We start from the raw sequence: 17,399 nt of genomic DNA on the forward strand, positions 1-17,399 counted from the left end.
GCCAAAGCCGGTGTGGCAGAACGGTAGCGGGCGGGCACGGGGCACGGTTGACTGATAGCCATGGCCTCCACCCGATCCAGCAGGCAGCGCCGACCAGGGGTGCCCGCACCCTCGGTCCCGCCGGGCGAACTGATCGTCGTCACCACGCCGACCGGCCCGGAGATCACGCCGATCGCGCTGCGCGAGAACCGGTCCGTGCGCACCAGGGTCGATGAACTCCTGCCCGCCACCGCGCGTCTGGTACCGATCTTCGGGCCGGACAACCGGCTCGCGGCCCGCCTGGCCGGCACACCGCAGGCGCCGGTCGCGGGGGAGTACCTCAGTTACTACTCGGTGCACGGTGAACTGGGCGACCTCGGAGAGCTCGCGCACCGGCTGCGCGAGGACGACACCGTCGCCGCCGCCTACGTCAAGCCGGCGGCCGAACCTCCGCTGGCGCCCCTCGCGGAGAACATCGTCGCACCACGAGCGCCGGCGGTGACACCCGATTTCCGGGTCAGACAGGCCTATCTCGACGCCGCACCGCACGGCATCGACGCGGTGTGGGCACATGGTCGGCCCGGCGGGCTCGGCACCGGCGTGCGGGTGATCGACGTCGAGGGCGCGTGGCGGTTCACCCACGAGGATCTGCGACAGAACCAGGGCGGAGTCATCGGCGGTACCGCCTCCGCCGATCTGGGATGGCGCAACCACGGCACCGCCGTCGCCGGCGAGATCAGTGGCGACCTCAACGAATTCGGCGTCACCGGAATCGCACCCGACGCCCACATCAGGGCCATCTCGATCTTCGGCATCGGTTCGGCCGCCGCGATCCGCTCCGCGGCCGACGCTCTGCATCCCGGCGACATCGTGCTCATCGAACTGCACCGCCCCGGACCACGATTCGACTACCAGGCCACTCCCGATCAGCGCGGCTACATCGCCGTGGAATGGTGGCCCGACGACTTGGCCGCCATCCGCTACGCGGTGAGCCGGGGCATCGTCGTCGTGGAAGCGGCGGGCAACGGCGGCGAGAACCTCGATGACGCCGTCTACGACACCCGCCCCGGTGACTTCCCCGCCACCTGGCACAACCCGTTTCGCGCGGGCCCCGCCGATTCCGGTGCCATCCTGGTCGGCGCGGGCGCCCCACCGCCGGGCCTGCACGGCCGCGACCACGGACCCGCCCGCTCGCGCCTGGACTTCTCCAACCACGGCGCCCGCCTCGACGCCCAGGGCTGGGGCCGCGAGGTCACCACCACCGGCTACGGCGACCTGCAAGGCGGTCCCGACGAAGACCTCTGGTACACCGACGAATTCAGCGGCACCTCGAGCGCGTCCCCGATCGTCGTCGGCGCCATCGCCGCCTACCAGGGCATCCGCACCGCCGGCCCCGGCCGCGCGACCCCCGAGCAGATCCGGACCCTGCTCCGCACCACCGGCTCGCCCCAAACCGCCGCCCCCGGCCGTCCGACCACCCAGCGCATCGGCACCCTGCCCGACCTGCGCGCCATGACCGCGAAAGGCTGAGGCACCCGATGGCAGTGATTCATCAGACCACCGTCACCCCGTCCAAGCGCGATCTCGTCGCGGCCTGGTTGCCCAGTCGGCAGTGGTACCTGGGCGCGACTCCGTGCCTGGACAGAGTCGGTGGCTTCCGCCTCGACGACCCGGCCGGTGAGGTCGGGATCGAATTCGTGCTGTTCGTCGACGATTCCGGTCCTGACCAGGTGCTGTATCAGGTGCCGATGACCTATCGCGGGGCACCGCTGCACGGCGGCGACTCGGCGCTGATCGGCACTGCTGAGCACGGGGTGCTCGGCCGGCGCTGGATCTACGACGCGACCCGCGATCCGGTCGCGATCGCCGCCGTCATCGATCTGCTGACCGGCCGCGCGACCGCTCAGGCCCAGAGTCTGAGCGACACGTCCGACCCGACGGTCGTTGTGACACCGGCCGGGTCGGCCGAGGGCAGCCTCGGCGTGGCTGTGGACGGCGTCGCCCACACCGATGTTCCCTGGGGGTCCGCTGCCGTGCGATTCCATCGTGTGCCGGTGTCGTTATGGGTCGGCGGAGCCGGTTCGGTCGCCGCACCCTCGGCGCTGGGCCCGGTGGTCGAGTTGATCAGCGTGTTGACCGACTGGGCATAGCGCGGCCCGTGCGCGCCGGACCGACACGGGCTCTGCCGGGGAGAAAACCGGATGTGCCGGGGCGGGGTGGCATGGCAGGGTACGAGCATGGCATCGGCGAAGAGCGTGTGCGTTCGGGCGGCGACTCCTGCGGACTCGGCGGCGATCGTGGGGTTGCAGGAGGCCGGGTTCGGGATGCGGTACGGGAGTGATGAGAACGAATACCGGGGAGCGGTCTTTCCGGTCGAACGGTCACTGGTCGCGGTGGAGGGTGACCGGATCGTAGGGCACACGGTGGATCGGACGATGACGATCACGGTGCCAGGGGAGCGGACGGTGCGCGCGTGTGGGGTGTCGGGGGTCGCGGTGGCGCCGACGCATCGGCGGCGGGGGATCCTGCGCGAGCTGTATCTGGCCCAGCATGCTCGGACCGAGGCCGACGGGTTGCCGTTGACGATCTTCACGGCCAGTGAGGGCACGATCTACGGGCGGTTCGGCTACGAGGTGGCCGTCATCGACACTGCGATCTCCATCGATACGCGGCGTGCCGAATTCCGTTCCACCACACCGGATCCCGGTGGCGTCACCTTGGAGACGCTGCACGAGGCCGCCCCGCGGATCCGCGAGATCTACGAGCGCTGGCAGCAGGTGACGGCGGGGGCGCAGGTTCGGCCGGATGCCAAGTGGGACCTGTTCTTCGCCGACGTAGAACGCCACCGCCACGGTGCGACGACGCTGTTCGTGCTGCTGCACGCCGACGGCTATGCCCTGTATCGGCGCTCGCGGCGCGAGAACCGTGACATTGCCTCGGTGTGGGAATTGCGTGCGGTCACCCCCGACGCGCACGCCGCGCTGTGGCGGGTGCTGCTCGGTATGGACCTCGTCGACACCGTGGAAGCCGAGATCGCCGACGACGATCCGCTCGCCTACATGCTCACCGACCCGCGCACCGTGCAGATGACCCACCGCGGTGACGCACTGTGGGCGCGGGTCATGGATGTCCCCGCCGCCTTGACCGCCCGCACCTACCGCGCCGACCTCGATACCGTCGTGGCGGTGCGCGATCCGTTCCGCGACGCGGGCGGGAATTTCGCCCTGCGGATCCGCGACGGCCTCGCCGAATGCGAGCCGACCACCCGGACAGCGACTCTCGGCTTCGACATCAATATTCTCGGCGCTCTGTACTTCGGTGCCCATCGCGCGAACACGTTCGCCGCCGCGCACCGGATCGCCGTCGAGGATCCGAAGGCACTGCGTGCGTTCGACGAAGCGTTCACCACCGACCGTGCGCCGCAATTGGGGTGGTTCTTCTAATACCTCGGCAACGGGCGCGTTCACCCCGAAGGTCGCTCCCTCGCGAGTACGGTAGGTAGCTGTGGATTCGCACGAGGTCGATTCTTCGGTTCGGGTGCGTGGCGCCCGGGTCCACAACCTGCGTGATGTCGACGCGGACATGCCACGAAATGCCCTGGTCGCCTTCACCGGAGTGTCGGGTTCGGGCAAGTCTTCGTTGGCGTTCGGCACGCTCTACGCGGAATCACAACGCCGCTACCTGGAGTCGGTGGCACCGTATGCCCGCAGGTTGCTGAATCAGGTGGAAGCACCCGATGTCGACACCGTCACCGGCTTGCCGCCGACTGTGGCCCTGGCCCAGCGCCGGTCCTCGCCGTCGTCACGCTCGACGGTCGGCACCGTCACCGCGATCTCGAACACGCTGCGCATGCTCATGTCCCGCGAAGGCGACTATCCCGACACCCCGGCCAGGACCGGCCCCGGGCACTACCCGGAGGGCACCAACCGTCTCTACTCCGACGCGTTCTCCCCGAATACCGTCGAAGGCGCGTGCCCTCGCTGCCACGGACAGGGCGTCGTCCACGAGGCCACCGAGGCGTCGATGGTCCCCGATCCGTCGCTGAGCATCCGAGAGGGCGCGATCGCGTCGTGGCCCGGCGCCTGGCAGGGCAAGAATCTGCGCGACGTGCTCGCCGCGCTGGGCTACGACATCGACCGCCCGTGGCGTGAACTCTCACCCGCTGCCCGCGAATGGATCCTGTTCACCGAGGAGAAGCCGGTGGTCACAGTGGAACCGGTGCGCGAACCGCATCGCATCCACCGCCCCTATCAGGGCACCTACACCGGTGCCAAGCAATTGCTGTTGCGCTCGCACGCCGAATCCAAGAGCGCGGCGACCAGGGCCCGCGCGGCCGAATACCTGCACACCGCCGTCTGCGGGCTGTGTGCGGGGCGACGGCTCAAACCCGAAGCGCTCGCGGTGACCTTCGCCGGGTACAACATCACCGAACTCGCCGACCTGCCGCTCGTCGAGCTCGTCGAGGTACTGCGCCCCTACACCCCCGGCACGGAAGCCGTCGCGGTACTCACCCAGGACCTCACCTCCCGCATCGATGTGCTCATCGAGCTCGGGCTCGGCTATCTGAGCGTCGACCGGGAGAGCCCGACACTGTCCGGCGGTGAGCTGCAACGATTACGGTTGGCCGGGCAGTTGCGGTCGGGCCTGTTCGGTGTCGTCTACATTCTCGACGAACCCTCGGCGGGACTGCACCCGGCCGACACCGCGGCACTGACGACAGTGCTGGACCGGCTCAAGCGCTCGGGCAACAGCGTGTTCCTGGTCGAACACGATCTCGACGTCGTCCGCCACGCCGACTGGCTCATCGACATCGGTCCCGGCGCCGGTGTGAACGGCGGCACGGTGCTCTACGCCGGTGAGGTCGAGGGGTTGCGGAAGGTGGCCGACTCGGTCACCCGGCCCTACCTGTTCGACGAGATCGTCCGCCCACCGCGCACGGCCCGCGCCCCGACCGGCGAGCTCCGATTACGCGCCGTCACCAGCCACAACCTGCACGACCTCGACGCCGACATCCCCCTCGGGGTGTTCACCGCGATCACCGGCGTCTCCGGTTCGGGCAAATCCACTCTGCTGCACGCTGTGTCGACGACCGCCGCCGCCGATCCGGACATCGTGCGTGTCGTCGAAGTCGATCAGGCGCCGATCGGGCGCACCCCACGGTCGAACCTGGCCACCTATACCGGCCTGTTCGACACGGTCCGCAAACTCTTCGCCGCGACCGGCGCCGCCGAAGCCCGCGGGTACGGCGTCGGCCGGTTCTCGTTCAATGTGGCCGAGGGGCGCTGCCCGACCTGCCAGGGCGAGGGATACATCACCGTGGAACTGCTGTTCCTGCCCAGCACCTACAGTCCGTGCCCGGCCTGCCACGGCGCGCGCTACAACCCCGAAACCCTCGATATCACCTACCGCGACAAAACCATCGCCGAGGTACTCGACCTGACCGTCGACCAGGCCGCCGACTTCCTCGGCGACGTCGACGTCGTCGCGCGTGCCCTGCGCACGCTGCGCGATGTCGGCCTCGGGTACCTGAGGCTCGGTCAACCCGCCACCGAACTGTCCGGCGGTGAAGCCCAACGGGTGAAACTGGCCACCGAGTTGCAGCGGGCCCGACGCGCGGGCACCGTCTATCTGCTCGATGAACCGACTACCGGGTTACATCCGGCCGACACCGATATCCTGATGACACAACTGAATTCGCTCGTCGACAGCGGCGCCAGTGTGGTGGTGGTCGAACACGACATGACTGTTGTCGCCGGGGCCGACCACGTGATCGACATGGGACCGGGCGGCGGCGGGCAGGGAGGCCGGATCGTGGCGCAGGGGACACCGAAACAGGTGGCGGACAGTACGGTCAGCCGGACTGCGCCCTACCTGCTGGAGCGGCTGACATGACCGGCAGCGCGGATCGGACCCGCACGGCGATGCTGGTCGCGGGCGGGTGTTCGTTTTTGCTCGGTGTAGCGCTGCTGCTGTGGCCCGGGCGCGATGAATCCACGCTGGCGACGCTGTTCGGGATCTCGCTGATCCTGAGCACCGTGGTGCAGGTGTATCTGACGTTCATGGCGCGGATCGCGTTTCCGCTGCGGGTGCTGGTACTGGTCAGCGCCGCACTGACGGGGATCTTGGCGGGCCTGGTCTTCCAGGGCGGCAATATCGAACTGCTGGCCCTGTGGATCGGCATCGGCTGGTCGGTGCGCGGTGTGGTGCACGCGCTGGTCGCCGCGTGGGATGACAGCGTCGAGGACGGCTGGGCGCACGAACTGTGCGGGCTCGCGACCACCGCGATCGGCATCGCCATCATCGCGATCACCTTCCAGACGGTCACCGGGCTGGCCACGATGGCCGGTGCCGGGCTGGTGGTGATCGCGGTGATGGAACTGCTCGCCGGTGGCCTCGGGCGGGCGGCGATGGCGGCGGCGCGCGGGTCCGCGACCGAGGAGCAGACCCCGCCGGTTCGGGCCGCTACCGAGCTGTAGTAGCGAATCACACACTGCCACTTCGGGATTCGAGGTTTACGCGAACTCACGGACAACGCGACATTGCGGGCAGTCGAGCGAGCGCTGAACTCTGCGTGCACCCTCGCTCACGGCTGGGGTATCTGTGCTGCGCGACGGTAGCGTGGCCCGCGGCGTGCGCACGGGGAGGGTCCTGTTCGGCGCGCCGCGTCCGCAGCCCGATTGTGAGCCCAGGAGAATGTGGTGTCGCGCGTAGTCCCCGGCGTAGCTGCCGATGCCGTCCAGCGTGAAGAGCTGGCTATGCGGCGCATGACCGAGAGTTTGGTCGAAGACCTGTCCGAGAACGTCCCCGTCGACCAGGTGACGTCGGCGGTCGGCGCCGCGCACCACCGGTTCACCGGTAAACCGATCCGGGAGTTCGTGCCGATCCTGGTCGAGCGGATCGTGCGCCGCGAACTCGCCGATCCCGACCCGACGGTACGAGTTCCGGCCCCCACCGCCAGCGTGCGCGCCGCGGAACTGATCGCACGCGAGTCGAACACCACCGAGGAACCGCCGAAGCGGGCGGTGAGCAGGCGTGCGGTGGTGCCGTTGTCGATCGGCGCGGCTGTGGTCGTGGCCGGTGTCGTCGCCGGAGTCGTGCTCCTGCCCGGCGGTGCCGATGCACCGGCCGCCGCTCCCGCCGCCGGCGTGACGGTGGTGCGCGGGGTGGTGGGGTCGGAGAAGATGTCGTTCTTCGCCGACGAGCGCGTGGCGAAGGTGCTCGCCGACAACGGCCTGCGGGTCGAGGTCGAACCGGCCGGTTCGCGTCAGATCGCGACCACCGTCGACCTCGGTGCGTTCGATTTCGCGTTCCCGTCGAGCATTCCGGCCGCGGAACGAATCCAGCGTCAGCGCAACATCACCACCAAGTACACGCCGTTCTCGTCACCGATCGTCATCGCCACCTACCGGCCGATCGCGGACCTGCTCACGGCGGCCGGGGTGATCAAGCCCGGCCCGGTCGCGACATTCGATATGAACAAGTACCTGGAACTGGCCGGGACCGGTGTGCAGTGGGATGACCTGCCCGACAACACCACCTACCCGGTCGCCAAGAACATCCTGGTCTCGACGACCGACCCGCGCAGCTCGAACTCCGCGGCCATGTACCTCTCGATCGCCAGCTATGTCGCCAACGACCACACCATCGTGCGCGGCGCCACCGCCGAACAGCACGTGTTGCCGGCGTTGTCGAAACTGTTCCTCGCCCAGGGTTACACCGACAACAGCAGCGACGGACCGTTCAACCAGTACCTCACCAACGGCATGGGCCAGACCCCGCTGGTCTGCATCTACGAGGCACAGTTCGTCGAAGCCGCCGGCAAGGGCCGGATCAAGCCGGACATGGTGCTGACCTACCCGACCCCGACGGTCCTGTCGAGCCACACCCTCGTTCCGCTCGACGCCAGCGGCGACAAGATCGGCAAACTGCTCACCGACAACGCCGAACTGCGTCGCCTGGCCGCCGAACACGGCTTCCGCACCGGCGACACCGCCCAGTTCACCTCGGTCGCCGCCGAACGTTCGGTGCCGGTGGCCGCCGATCTGATCGACGTCGTCGACGTGCCGGCCTACGAGACCCTCGAGCACCTGCTCGACGGGGTTGCCAACTCCTACAACTGAACTCGCTTCCCCCGGTGCCGCGCAGCTCCCGGCTGCGCGGCACCGGTGTTCCTGCGGCCAAGAGGACGCGTTCAGGGCATGCGGCCGCGCAGCGATTTGTGTCCAGGTGACGCGCAGGTTGTAGTGCCGGATTCGGGGGTTGACACAAGTTCGGCGCACGACTGTACACTGATGTGTTGCCAGGCATCCGAGCCGGCCCGCACCGCGAATGGAGTTCCACCGAGATGGACAAATTCGAACCCGGCCGAGAACTGATCCACGAGCTGTCCATCGCGGCACGCCGCACCGGCACCGCACTTGCCGCCATCCTGGGCGACGCGGGCCGCAAGAGCGCGCGCGAGGTCGTCGATCTGGCACACGAGGGACGTGAACTGGTCGCCGGAACGCTACGGGCCAGCGCTGACGAGCTTCGCCGACGCCGTTGAGTGCGCGCCCGGCGGATTCGTCGATGCCGCTGCGGCGTTCGCGGGAAGTCGCCGCGGCGGCGGGTAGCGGGTCTCGGTAGGATCCGGCGGGTGCCAGATTCTTCCGAGATAGCCCGGCTCTTCGATCGGCGACCGCGTCACTGGGTGTCGCCCGCGGACCCGGTGGCGTGGAATGCGGTGCGGGACAAGGTGTGCGCGGAGGTCGCGCCGGAAACCGCGACAGAGTTCGTGGCGCTGCTGCGGCGCGAGATCGTCGAGGTGGTCGGGGTCGGGGTCGACGTCGATGACGCCGACGCGACGGCAGAGCCTTGCGTGCTCGTCGAGGGGCGCCCGGAAGCTGTGGACCTGCCGACCTGGCGCACCATCGTGCTGCCCCTGCTGACCGCTCGCGCGCGTCAGCTGTACGGCGAACTGCCCACCGAGCGCCCCTGACGCAGGGTCCGGCGAGGGCCACAAGCATCGCGATTCGTATCCTCGGCCGTCCCTCGGCGCGAAGGGCTTGACACCAGTTCGGTGCACGTTTGTACACCCAGAAATATCGAGGTAGACGAGCCGACCCGCACCGCGGATGGAGTCTCACGAGACGGATCATGTCGGTCACGGTCGAGAATCGGCCGACCGTCGCCACCCCGAACTGGACAAAATTGCCGAAAAGGCAAGCGATTTGCTGTTTCGGCAATAACTCTGGGTGATCCGGCCGACTGCTGGTGATACTCCGGTCCTCGATCCGAGGAGGACCGCCATGCTGGACAACCCTGTTCGCACCCACACCGCAGCCGTTCGCCCATGGGCCGTGCTGGCCGTGTGCTCGCTGAGCCTGTTCGTCGTCGGGCTCGACGCGACGATCGTCACCGTGGCATTGCCCACCATCGGTGGCGCTCTGCACGTCGGCACCCAGGGCCTGGAGTGGATCGTCGACTCCTACACCCTGGCGCTGGCGAGCTTTCTCATCACCTCGGGAGCGATCGCGGATCGCATCGGCCGGCGACGGGTATTCCGGCTCGGGCTCGCCGTTTTCGGCACCGCAACCGCCGTGTGCGCGCTGGCTCCGACAATCGAGGTGCTCATCGCGGCGCGGGTCGCCCAGGGCATCGGAGGGTCGATGCTGAGTCCGGTGGCCTTGGCGATCGTGGTCTCGGCGATCACCGACGCGCGGCAGCGAGCCCGCGCGATCGGGGTGTGGGCGGCGGTGTTCGGGTTGAGCATGGCGGTCGGGCCGACCCTCGGTGGGGCACTGGTCGACTGGTTCGGGTGGCGGTCGGTGTTCTGGGTCGCGGTTCCGGTCGTGGCGGTCGCACTCGTACTGAGCACGGTGTTCGTGCCCGAATCGCGAGCAGAGCAACCGCGTCGAATCGACGGCGCGGGGCAAGTGCTGCTCGTCCTGGTGGTCGGCGGGGTGATCGCCTTGCTCATCGAAGGACCTCGGATCGGATGGGGCTCGGCCACAGCGCTGGCCGGGTACTGCGGTGTCATCGCGGCAGCTGCCGGGTTCGTGTGGGTGGAGCGACGGGTGGCCGAGCCGTTGATCGATCCGGCACTGTTCCGGCGCGCGCCGTTCACGGCCGCGGTGGTCGGCGCGGTGCTGGTGTTCGTGGCGCTGACCACCACCTTGCTGCTCAGTACCTGGCATCTGCAGCACGAGAGGGGAATGAGCGCGGTCGCGGCAGGAGCGATCACATTGCCCCTCGCGGTCGCGGCAACCGTGTGCGCACCGCTGTCAGGGATTCTCGTCGGGCGCGTCGGTGCCCGTCGGCCGTTGTTGCTCGCGGGCGGATTCCTCACCGCCGGTGGGGTCGTGCTCGTCGGCGCGGGCGGCGATCCGGATCTGATGACGATGCTGGGCGCGTTCGCGCTGATCGGGATCGGGTTCGGATTCGCGAATGCGCCGATCACCAATACCGCGGTGAGCGGGTTGCCCGCGGCCAGGGCGGGAGTGGCGGGTGGAATCACCTCCACGGCTCGACAAGTCGGCGCCGCGGTCGGTATCGCGATCGCCGGCGGGGTGATCGCCGGTCACGGGTCTTTGCGGATCGGGTGGCTTGTCGTGGCCGGATGCGGTGTCGTGGTGCTGGCCCTGACCGGACTTTCGCCACAGAAAAGTGCCTGACCTGCGGAAGAGATTGCCGGAAAAGTATTTTCGTGGCGAGCGATGAGTTCTTTCGGCACGCACCGTCTGTATGAGTGCTACCTGTAGCCGAGATCCGGGAGAGCCTCATGACCGCCAGTTCCGCCGTCACCACCGGCACCCTCGTGGTGCCGGACGCCCGCCTGTATTACGAGGTCCGTGGTGCGGGACCGCTGCTCGTCCTCGTCGGCGCCCCGATGAACGCCGCCTCGTTCGCCGCGGCCGCCGAACAACTCGCCACCACCAACACCGTCCTCACCACCGATCCGCGCGGGCATTTCGGCAGCCCCCTCGACGACCCGAATCAGGATTCGACGGTGCTCGCCCGCGCCGGGGACCTCGCCCAGCTCATCACCCATCTCGACGCGGGCCCGGCCGTGGTGTTCGGATCCAGCGGTGGCGCGATCACCGCACTGGCCCTGGCCCAGACCAACCCCGACCTGGTCACCACCGTCGTCGCCCACGAACCGCCGCTGCGCGAACTGCTCCCCGACGCCGAAGCCCAGCGCCCACTCACCGAGGACATCGTCGCCACCTACGCCACCGGCGATGTGATCGGCGCCTGGCGAAAGTTCTTCACCCAAGCCGCTATCGCCATCCCGGAACCGATGCTCGAACAGATCTTCGGCGGCGACCGTGATCACCGGCAAGTCGCCAGCGAACGTTTCTGGTTCGCCCATGAACTGCGCCCGACCACCTCCTGGGTACCGGACCCGCCGTTGCTGCGTTCGATCCCCACCCGGGTGATCGTCGGGATCGGTGCCGAGTCCACCGGTCAGTTCTGCGATCGCACCTCGCGGGAACTGGCATCGGCGCTGGGCGTCGACCCGGTCCTGTTCCCCGGCGACCACATCGGATTCGTCAACGATGCCGTCACCTTCGCCGCCCGCCTGCAAGAAGTACTCGACGAGCCGTGAGCGTGGTTGCTCGCGCACGAGCGGGCCGGGGGAGAAGATGCCAGGCATGAGCGAATCACAGGACTGGAACAGCAAGATCATCGCCGAGTTCCGAGCCAACGAAGGCCGCGTCGGCGGGCCCTTCGAGGGTGCGCCGATGGTGCTGGTGCATCACCGAGGGCGGCGCACCGACCGGCAACTGGTGTCGCCGATGATGTATTTGGCCGACGAGAACGACCCGAAGCTCATGTACGTCTTCGCGTCCAAAGCCGGTGCCCCCACCAATCCCGACTGGTACTACAACCTCACCTCGGCGGGCGCGGCCGACGCCGAGGTCGGCACCGAGACCTTTCCGGTCACCGTCACCGAAGTGACCGGCGACGAACGCGACCGCCTCTACGCCGAGCAGGCGCGACGGTACCCCGGTTTCGCCGGATACGAGGAGAAGACGAAGGGTATCCGCACCATTCCGGTGCTGGCGTTGCGCCGGAACTGATCGGATGAGGTAGCGGGCAGGGCGACCGGACCGCCCTGCCCGCTACCGGAGACCGAGGCGGAGGTAGTACCGCAGTCCAATGTGCGTGTGGGCCTCGGCTTCCTACCGTTCGATCATGCGTTTTCGAACCCTCACTGTGCCGATTCTCGCCGTCGCGCTGGGCTTGTCCGCCTGCACGACCAGCGCGGCCGAGCCCCACGCCTCGGCTCGCGTGGACAGCGTGCGCGGCGATCTCGACGCTCTGGTCGGCTCAGGTGCCATCGGAGCCGTTGCCACGCTCACCGAGCACGGGGCAGGCACTGTTGTCAGTTCCGGGCTGGCCGACGCGGGCGCGGCGACCCCGATCGGTACCGATGTTCCCCAACACATCCGGGTCGGCAGTGTCACTAAGTCCTTCACCGCCGCGATCGTGCTGCAGCTGGTGGCCGACCATCGCGTCGACCTCGACCGCTCCGTCGACACGTATCTGCCCGGGTTGCTCACCGGTGCGGGCGTGGACGGTCGCGCGATCACCGTCCGCCAGATCCTGGGCCATCGAAGCGGCCTGCCCGAGCCGGCCCGCTCCCCGGAGCTCGACGAACACGAAGCGGCGAAGAACGGCCGTACCTTCACCCCGGCTCAGGAGGTCGCCCTGGCCCTGGCGCAGCCGGCGAAGTTCGCGCCCGGCAGCCGATTCGAGTACACCAACATCAACTACATCGTCGCGGGCATGCTGATCGAAGCGGTGACCGGGCATCGCTACACCGACGAACTGCGCGACCGCATCCTGACACCGCTCGGCCTGTCGAATACCTACCTGCCCGCCACCGGTGAAACCGGTCTGCGCCAACCGCATCCGACCGGCTACGCCACCGTTGACGGGACACTCACCGACACGACCCTGATGGAGCCGTCGGTGCCGTGGGCATCGGGCGCGCTGGTGAGCACCGGCGCCGATGTGAATCGGTTCTTCCTCGCGCTGCTGGCCGGTCGGGTCGTGCCCCAACCCCAACTCGCGCAGATGCTCGACGGCGTCGACATGGGCAACAGTGACGGCATGTCCTACGGTCTCGGCCTCGGGTACACCCAACTGCCGTGCGGTACGCGGTATGTCGGTCACATCGGCGGCGTCCCCGGCTTCTCCACTGTCGCCGGTGCCACGGGGTCCGGCGTCGCGGTCACCATCGCCTATACCGGCACATCGTCGTCTGTCGATCTCGGCGGGATGCTCACCCACGCGCTGTGCGACTGAATCTCCCCTCTCGTCGACACACCGGCCGACGTGCGAGAACACCGCTGTCAACGCGGTGATGGCACACGATGCAAATCGGCATCGGGTGCATCGACTATCGCGTCACGACATCGCTCACTCACCGTCCGCAGCGCCGCGACGAGCTCCGGTGGGTCGGTGACCGTGAACCCGATGTCCAGGGCGGTGATCATCCAGGCCAGTGCGGCAGGGGAGTCGGCGCCCAGATGCAACAGACAGCTCACATCGTCGACCGCTTCGAGGACGCCCATGCCGGGCCAGACACGATCGGCCACCTCGGTGGCCGATCCGTGCAGGGTGACGACGGTGCGCCACGGCCACGACGCGGCCGACAGCCTGCGGGACAGATAGGTGGCCGCGTCACCGGCGGGCAACGGTCGCGGGGTGAATCGTGGGCCCGTCGGTACCCGGGGCTCGAGCCGGTCGACGCGGAACGACCGCCAATCCGCCCGGTCGACATCCCACCCGACCAGATACCAATGCCTGCTCACATTGACCAGCGAATCGGGTTCGACATCGCGGCGCGACGTCCGACCTGCGTGATCGGTGTAGTCGAAGCGCAGACGCTCCTGGCGTCGGCACGCCTGCGCGATCGTCAGCAGCGTCTCGGGTGACACCCGCGGCGCTTCGGCGGCGACCCGCACCATCGACTGTTGCAAGGTCGTGAGCCGGTGCCGAAGTCGCGAGGGAAGTACCTGTTCCAGCTTGGCGAGCGCACGCAGCGAGGCGTCCTCGATACCGGTGACCGTGCCGCCCGAGGTCGTACGTAAGCCGACCGCGACGGCCACGGCTTCCTCGTCGTCGAGCAGCAGCGGCGGCATCGACGCACCCGCGCCCAACCGATACCCCGCGCTGCCCTGCAATGCCTGCACCGGATAGCCCAATCCGCGCAACCGTTCCACGTCGCGGCGCACGGTGCGCGCGGTGACATCGAGCTTGGTCGCTAGTTCGGACCCCGACCACGCGCGGCGGGTCTGTAACAGTGACAGCAGCCGGAGCAGCCGAGCGGATGTTTCGGACATCTCTCCATCATGCCGCGAACTTAGGAACGATTCTGACCTAAGCGATCCATAGCGTTGCCGGTATGAGCGACATCGACAGCTTCCGGATCGACATCCCACAGTCCGACCTCGACGACCTGCGTGAGCGGCTCGCCCGCACCCGCTGGGCCGACGACCTGCCCGGCACCGGCTGGACCTACGGCCTGCCCACCGCCTACCTGCGCGAGCTCGCCGACTACTGGCGGACCGGGTTCGACTGGCGCGCCGCGGAAACCGCACGCAACGCCCACCCTCAGTTCGTCACCGAGATCGATGGGCAGCGCCTGCACTTCACCCACGTGCGCTCACCCGAATCCGGCGCACTGCCGCTGGTCTTGGTGCACGGCTGGCCGTTCACCGACTTCGGTGCGACGATCGGGCCGTTCACCGACCCCCGCGCCCACGGCGGTGACCCACGCGACGCCTTCGACCTCATCATCCCGACCCTGCCCGGATTCGGCTTCTCCGGACCCACCCACCAGCCCGGCCAGGCGGCCACCGAGCGATCCGCGGAACTGATCGCCCGCCTGATGAGCGAATTGGGCTACCAGCGCTATGGCGTGCAAGGCAGCGACGCGGGCTCGTTCATCGCCCCGCAGGTGGGTCGTGTCGACACCGAGCGGGTCGCCGGCGTGCACCTCAACGCGGCGATCACCATCCCCGCCTGGAACGACGACGGCGCGGGCTACACCGAGCAGGATCGGGAAAAGCTTGCCGCGCTCCAGGATTGGAGCAACAACGAAACCTCCGCCTACGCGGGTGTGCACAGCACCCGCCCGCACACCCTGGCCCATGCCCTGGCCGATTCACCGGCAGGTCTGCTCGCGTGGGTTGTCGATGTCGTCAACACCTACAAGGATCCCGCCGCCGCGCTGCCCGAGGATTCCCTCGACCGCGACGCCATGCTCGCCGAAACAGCGATCCTGTGGTTCACGGGGACCGCGGGCTCCTCGATGCGGCTGTACAAGGAATCCCAGCAGTGGGGCGCGGACCTGCCCAGCTCCGGTGTCCCGACAGCGGTCGCGGTCTTCCCCGGCGACACCACGATTCGCGGCATCGCCGAGAAGCAGAACAATCTCGTCCGGTGGACCGAATACGACCGTGGGGGGCACTTCGCCGCGATGGAAGCGCCCGAGCTGCTGATCGAGGATGTGCGCGAGTTCTTCCGGTCGGTGCGGTAGGGGTCGGTGGCCCCCGGGTTACGTCCGGGGGCCACCGCCGGCTCGATGCCACACGGCACCGATCTCGCTCAACCGCTCCACGGCGTAGGCGGGGTCGACCAAAGCCTCCGGGGTGTGGATGCCCGGTGCGGGACGGTCGCCGCGCAAGCCGACCAGCCGTTCGACGCCGAGTGCGATCCCGAGCGCGGTCAGCGGTCGCTGACCGTCCCGATGGACGAGGTGCTGTGTTCTGTCGAGCGGTGCGCCGCCGCGGCCGGTTCCGGCGAGATCGATCCGAACCTCGACGGAGGCGGGCTCGCCGCGCCGCCTGCTCGGGGTCGCGCCGACCGCGAAGTCGACCCGGACGTTCGGTGCGCCGGTCGCCAGGGCCAGGCTCGGCACGTCGAGAACCGGGATGCTCTGGCCGGGTAGCGCGGTGCCGTCGACGGTGTGGACGTCTGCTTGCGCGTCGGCCTCGGAGAGCCAGGTGAAGACGCCGTCGCGGCGCACGAGACCTGCTGTCGTGACGGCCGACCAGCGTTCCAGGTCGGCGATTCCCGCAGGCCCGCCGGTGTCGGTGTCATCGAGCGCGACGCCGACTCGGACCGTGTCGACCCGGTCGAACTCGCGCGCGGAATCCAGCGTGGCGAGCACGACGGTTCCCGCCATCAGATGGCTGGCTACCAGAACCGGTGCCGCACTGGACTTTTGCGCACCCGCGACAATCTCCGGGCCGATGTCGAGCAGGCCGCTGGAGATGCTGAAGTAGGGCAGGCCGCGTTCCTGTGCGTAGTGCAGGCCGTTGAGCCGGTCGTCCCACAGGGTTGCGACGACCGCGGAGTAGTCGGCGTCGGCGAGACCGAGGTCGCGGCGCGACAGATCGATCGTCACTGCCGTGGCAGTGCCGAGGGCGTCGGCTACCCGTTGCGCACGACCGAGATCACGGCCCGCGATGGTCAACGGCAGGGCCGGATGCCATCGACGCAACAGGGCCGCGGTGTCCGACCCCGCCTGTCCCGACCCGCCCAAGATCAGTACCGGTTGCTCCATGATGAATTCCTCTCACTAAGCAACAAGTTGTAACTTACTCTTTGTAGCTAAGCTGTGGGCATGGCGCAAGGGAAGACGATGACCACACGATCGGGCAGATTGGCGAAGCCGGCCCGGCGCGAGCAGCTGCTCGACACCGCCTTGACGCTGGTGCGGGAGCAAGGTACCGACGGCCTGACCTTGGCCACTCTCGCCGAAGCTGCGGGCGTGAGCAGGCCGATCGTCTACGACCACTTCGGCACCCGCCCCGAACTGCTCCTCGCGCTCTACCGCCAACTCGACGAACGCCACCGCCTGGCCTCGGAACAAGCCGCCCGCGACGCCACCCCTACCGTCGACGAGATCGCCCGCGTCATGAGCACCGCCTACTTCGCCTGCGCCACCGACATGCCCGAATTCGACGCGATTTCCGCCGCCCTGAAAGGCAACCCGGACGTCCAGGCGATCCAGCACGACATGCTCGACAGCTACCGCGACTGGATGGCCGCCACCTTGCAACCGTTCTCGTCACTCACCGCCACAGCACTGCGACTGCGCTGCGTCGGCGTGCTCGGCGCGGCCGAAACACTGGCCGCGGAACTGAACCTGGGTACGACCACGCCCGACGAAGCGATCTCGGCGCTGACCGATTTGATCGTCGGCAGCATCGGTGCGGGCGAGCGGCGCTGACGGGGCGAGAGCATGGTCATCGAACCTGAAATCCGCACGGCCGCCGGTGTTGTACGCGGTCGGCGGGAAGTCGATAGCGGTTCTGTGATGTCGTCGGTGTCGGGCTCGGCCAGTTCGACGCGCTGGACCTCCCGAGCTGAATCAACTGGGTCTTGTCCCGGCATGTACGGCCGCATCTTTGGAGAAGCTC

General features: G+C 68.4%; 16 protein-coding genes. 14 read left to right on the forward strand and 2 right to left on the reverse strand.

The window, feature by feature from the left end; all coding sequences use genetic code 11:
• Nucleotides 1-60 precede the first annotated feature (60 nt).
• The 12 genes from ACFULV_RS03190 (at nucleotide 61) to ACFULV_RS03245 (ending at nucleotide 13,272) form a co-directional block, all read left to right on the forward strand.
• Nucleotides 61-1,509, forward strand: coding sequence for a S8 family serine peptidase (locus ACFULV_RS03190; RefSeq protein ID WP_378652584.1), 1,449 nt, complete (start codon nucleotides 61-63; stop codon nucleotides 1,507-1,509).
• A gap of 8 nt (nucleotides 1,510-1,517) precedes the next feature.
• Entirely contained in the window at nucleotides 1,518-2,129 is a 612-nt protein-coding gene (locus ACFULV_RS03195) for a 1,4-alpha-glucan branching protein (RefSeq protein WP_378652587.1), read from the forward strand.
• 87 nt (nucleotides 2,130-2,216) lie between these two features.
• Nucleotides 2,217-3,422, forward strand: coding sequence for a GNAT family N-acetyltransferase (locus ACFULV_RS03200; RefSeq protein ID WP_378652589.1), 1,206 nt, complete (start codon nucleotides 2,217-2,219; stop codon nucleotides 3,420-3,422).
• 139 nt (nucleotides 3,423-3,561) lie between these two features.
• On the forward strand, nucleotides 3,562-5,871 hold the full coding sequence (locus ACFULV_RS03205) for an ATP-binding cassette domain-containing protein (protein WP_378653398.1): 2,310 nt from the start codon (nucleotides 3,562-3,564) through the stop codon (nucleotides 5,869-5,871).
• Nucleotides 5,868-6,455 (forward strand): DUF308 domain-containing protein, encoded by a 588-nt coding sequence (locus ACFULV_RS03210; protein WP_378629222.1) that lies wholly within the window; start codon nucleotides 5,868-5,870, stop codon nucleotides 6,453-6,455. Before ACFULV_RS03205 ends, ACFULV_RS03210 begins: the two co-directional genes overlap by 4 nt.
• Before the next feature lie 222 nt (nucleotides 6,456-6,677).
• Nucleotides 6,678-8,099: a three-helix bundle dimerization domain-containing protein gene (locus ACFULV_RS03215; RefSeq protein ID WP_378652592.1), complete on the forward strand. Its 1,422-nt coding sequence runs from the start codon at nucleotides 6,678-6,680 to the stop codon at nucleotides 8,097-8,099.
• Between the two features lie 176 nt (nucleotides 8,100-8,275).
• Complete coding sequence (locus tag ACFULV_RS03220) at nucleotides 8,276-8,524, forward strand: hypothetical protein (protein WP_378652595.1); 249 nt, start codon at nucleotides 8,276-8,278, stop codon at nucleotides 8,522-8,524.
• A gap of 90 nt (nucleotides 8,525-8,614) precedes the next feature.
• Complete coding sequence (locus ACFULV_RS03225; protein WP_378652598.1) at nucleotides 8,615-8,956, forward strand: hypothetical protein; 342 nt, start codon at nucleotides 8,615-8,617, stop codon at nucleotides 8,954-8,956.
• A 310-nt stretch (nucleotides 8,957-9,266) separates the two neighbouring features.
• Nucleotides 9,267-10,631: an MFS transporter gene (locus tag ACFULV_RS03230; RefSeq protein ID WP_378652600.1), complete on the forward strand. Its 1,365-nt coding sequence runs from the start codon at nucleotides 9,267-9,269 to the stop codon at nucleotides 10,629-10,631.
• A 107-nt stretch (nucleotides 10,632-10,738) separates the two neighbouring features.
• On the forward strand, nucleotides 10,739-11,566 hold the full coding sequence (locus tag ACFULV_RS03235; protein WP_378652603.1) for an alpha/beta fold hydrolase: 828 nt from the start codon (nucleotides 10,739-10,741) through the stop codon (nucleotides 11,564-11,566).
• A gap of 46 nt (nucleotides 11,567-11,612) precedes the next feature.
• Nucleotides 11,613-12,041, forward strand: coding sequence for a nitroreductase/quinone reductase family protein (locus tag ACFULV_RS03240; RefSeq protein WP_378629210.1), 429 nt, complete (start codon nucleotides 11,613-11,615; stop codon nucleotides 12,039-12,041).
• Nucleotides 12,042-12,156: 115 nt separating this feature from the next.
• Entirely contained in the window at nucleotides 12,157-13,272 is a 1,116-nt protein-coding gene (locus ACFULV_RS03245) for a serine hydrolase domain-containing protein (RefSeq protein ID WP_378652606.1), read from the forward strand.
• 47 nt (nucleotides 13,273-13,319) lie between these two features.
• Here ACFULV_RS03245 and ACFULV_RS03250 read toward each other — a convergent pair whose 3' ends face one another.
• Complete coding sequence (locus tag ACFULV_RS03250; protein WP_378652608.1) at nucleotides 13,320-14,312, reverse strand: helix-turn-helix transcriptional regulator; 993 nt, start codon at nucleotides 14,310-14,312, stop codon at nucleotides 13,320-13,322.
• Nucleotides 14,313-14,374: 62 nt separating this feature from the next.
• Between ACFULV_RS03250 and ACFULV_RS03255 the strand changes: the two genes are divergently transcribed.
• Nucleotides 14,375-15,511, forward strand: a complete 1,137-nt coding sequence (locus ACFULV_RS03255; RefSeq protein ID WP_378652611.1) for an epoxide hydrolase family protein — start codon at nucleotides 14,375-14,377, stop codon at nucleotides 15,509-15,511.
• 18 nt (nucleotides 15,512-15,529) lie between these two features.
• Here ACFULV_RS03255 and ACFULV_RS03260 read toward each other — a convergent pair whose 3' ends face one another.
• Nucleotides 15,530-16,540 (reverse strand): saccharopine dehydrogenase, encoded by a 1,011-nt coding sequence (locus ACFULV_RS03260; RefSeq protein WP_378652612.1) that lies wholly within the window; start codon nucleotides 16,538-16,540, stop codon nucleotides 15,530-15,532.
• A 78-nt stretch (nucleotides 16,541-16,618) separates the two neighbouring features.
• On the opposite strand from ACFULV_RS03260, the gene ACFULV_RS03265 reads away from it, so the two are divergent.
• The gene (locus ACFULV_RS03265; RefSeq protein ID WP_378629196.1) at nucleotides 16,619-17,209 is read left to right on the forward strand and encodes a TetR/AcrR family transcriptional regulator; all 591 of its coding nucleotides are present in this window, start codon (nucleotides 16,619-16,621) and stop codon (nucleotides 17,207-17,209) included.
• Nucleotides 17,210-17,399 lie beyond the last annotated feature (190 nt).

This window comes from Nocardia sp. NPDC057272 (genome assembly GCF_042668615.1).
In the GTDB taxonomy this organism is placed as follows: domain Bacteria; phylum Actinomycetota; class Actinomycetes; order Mycobacteriales; family Mycobacteriaceae; genus Nocardia.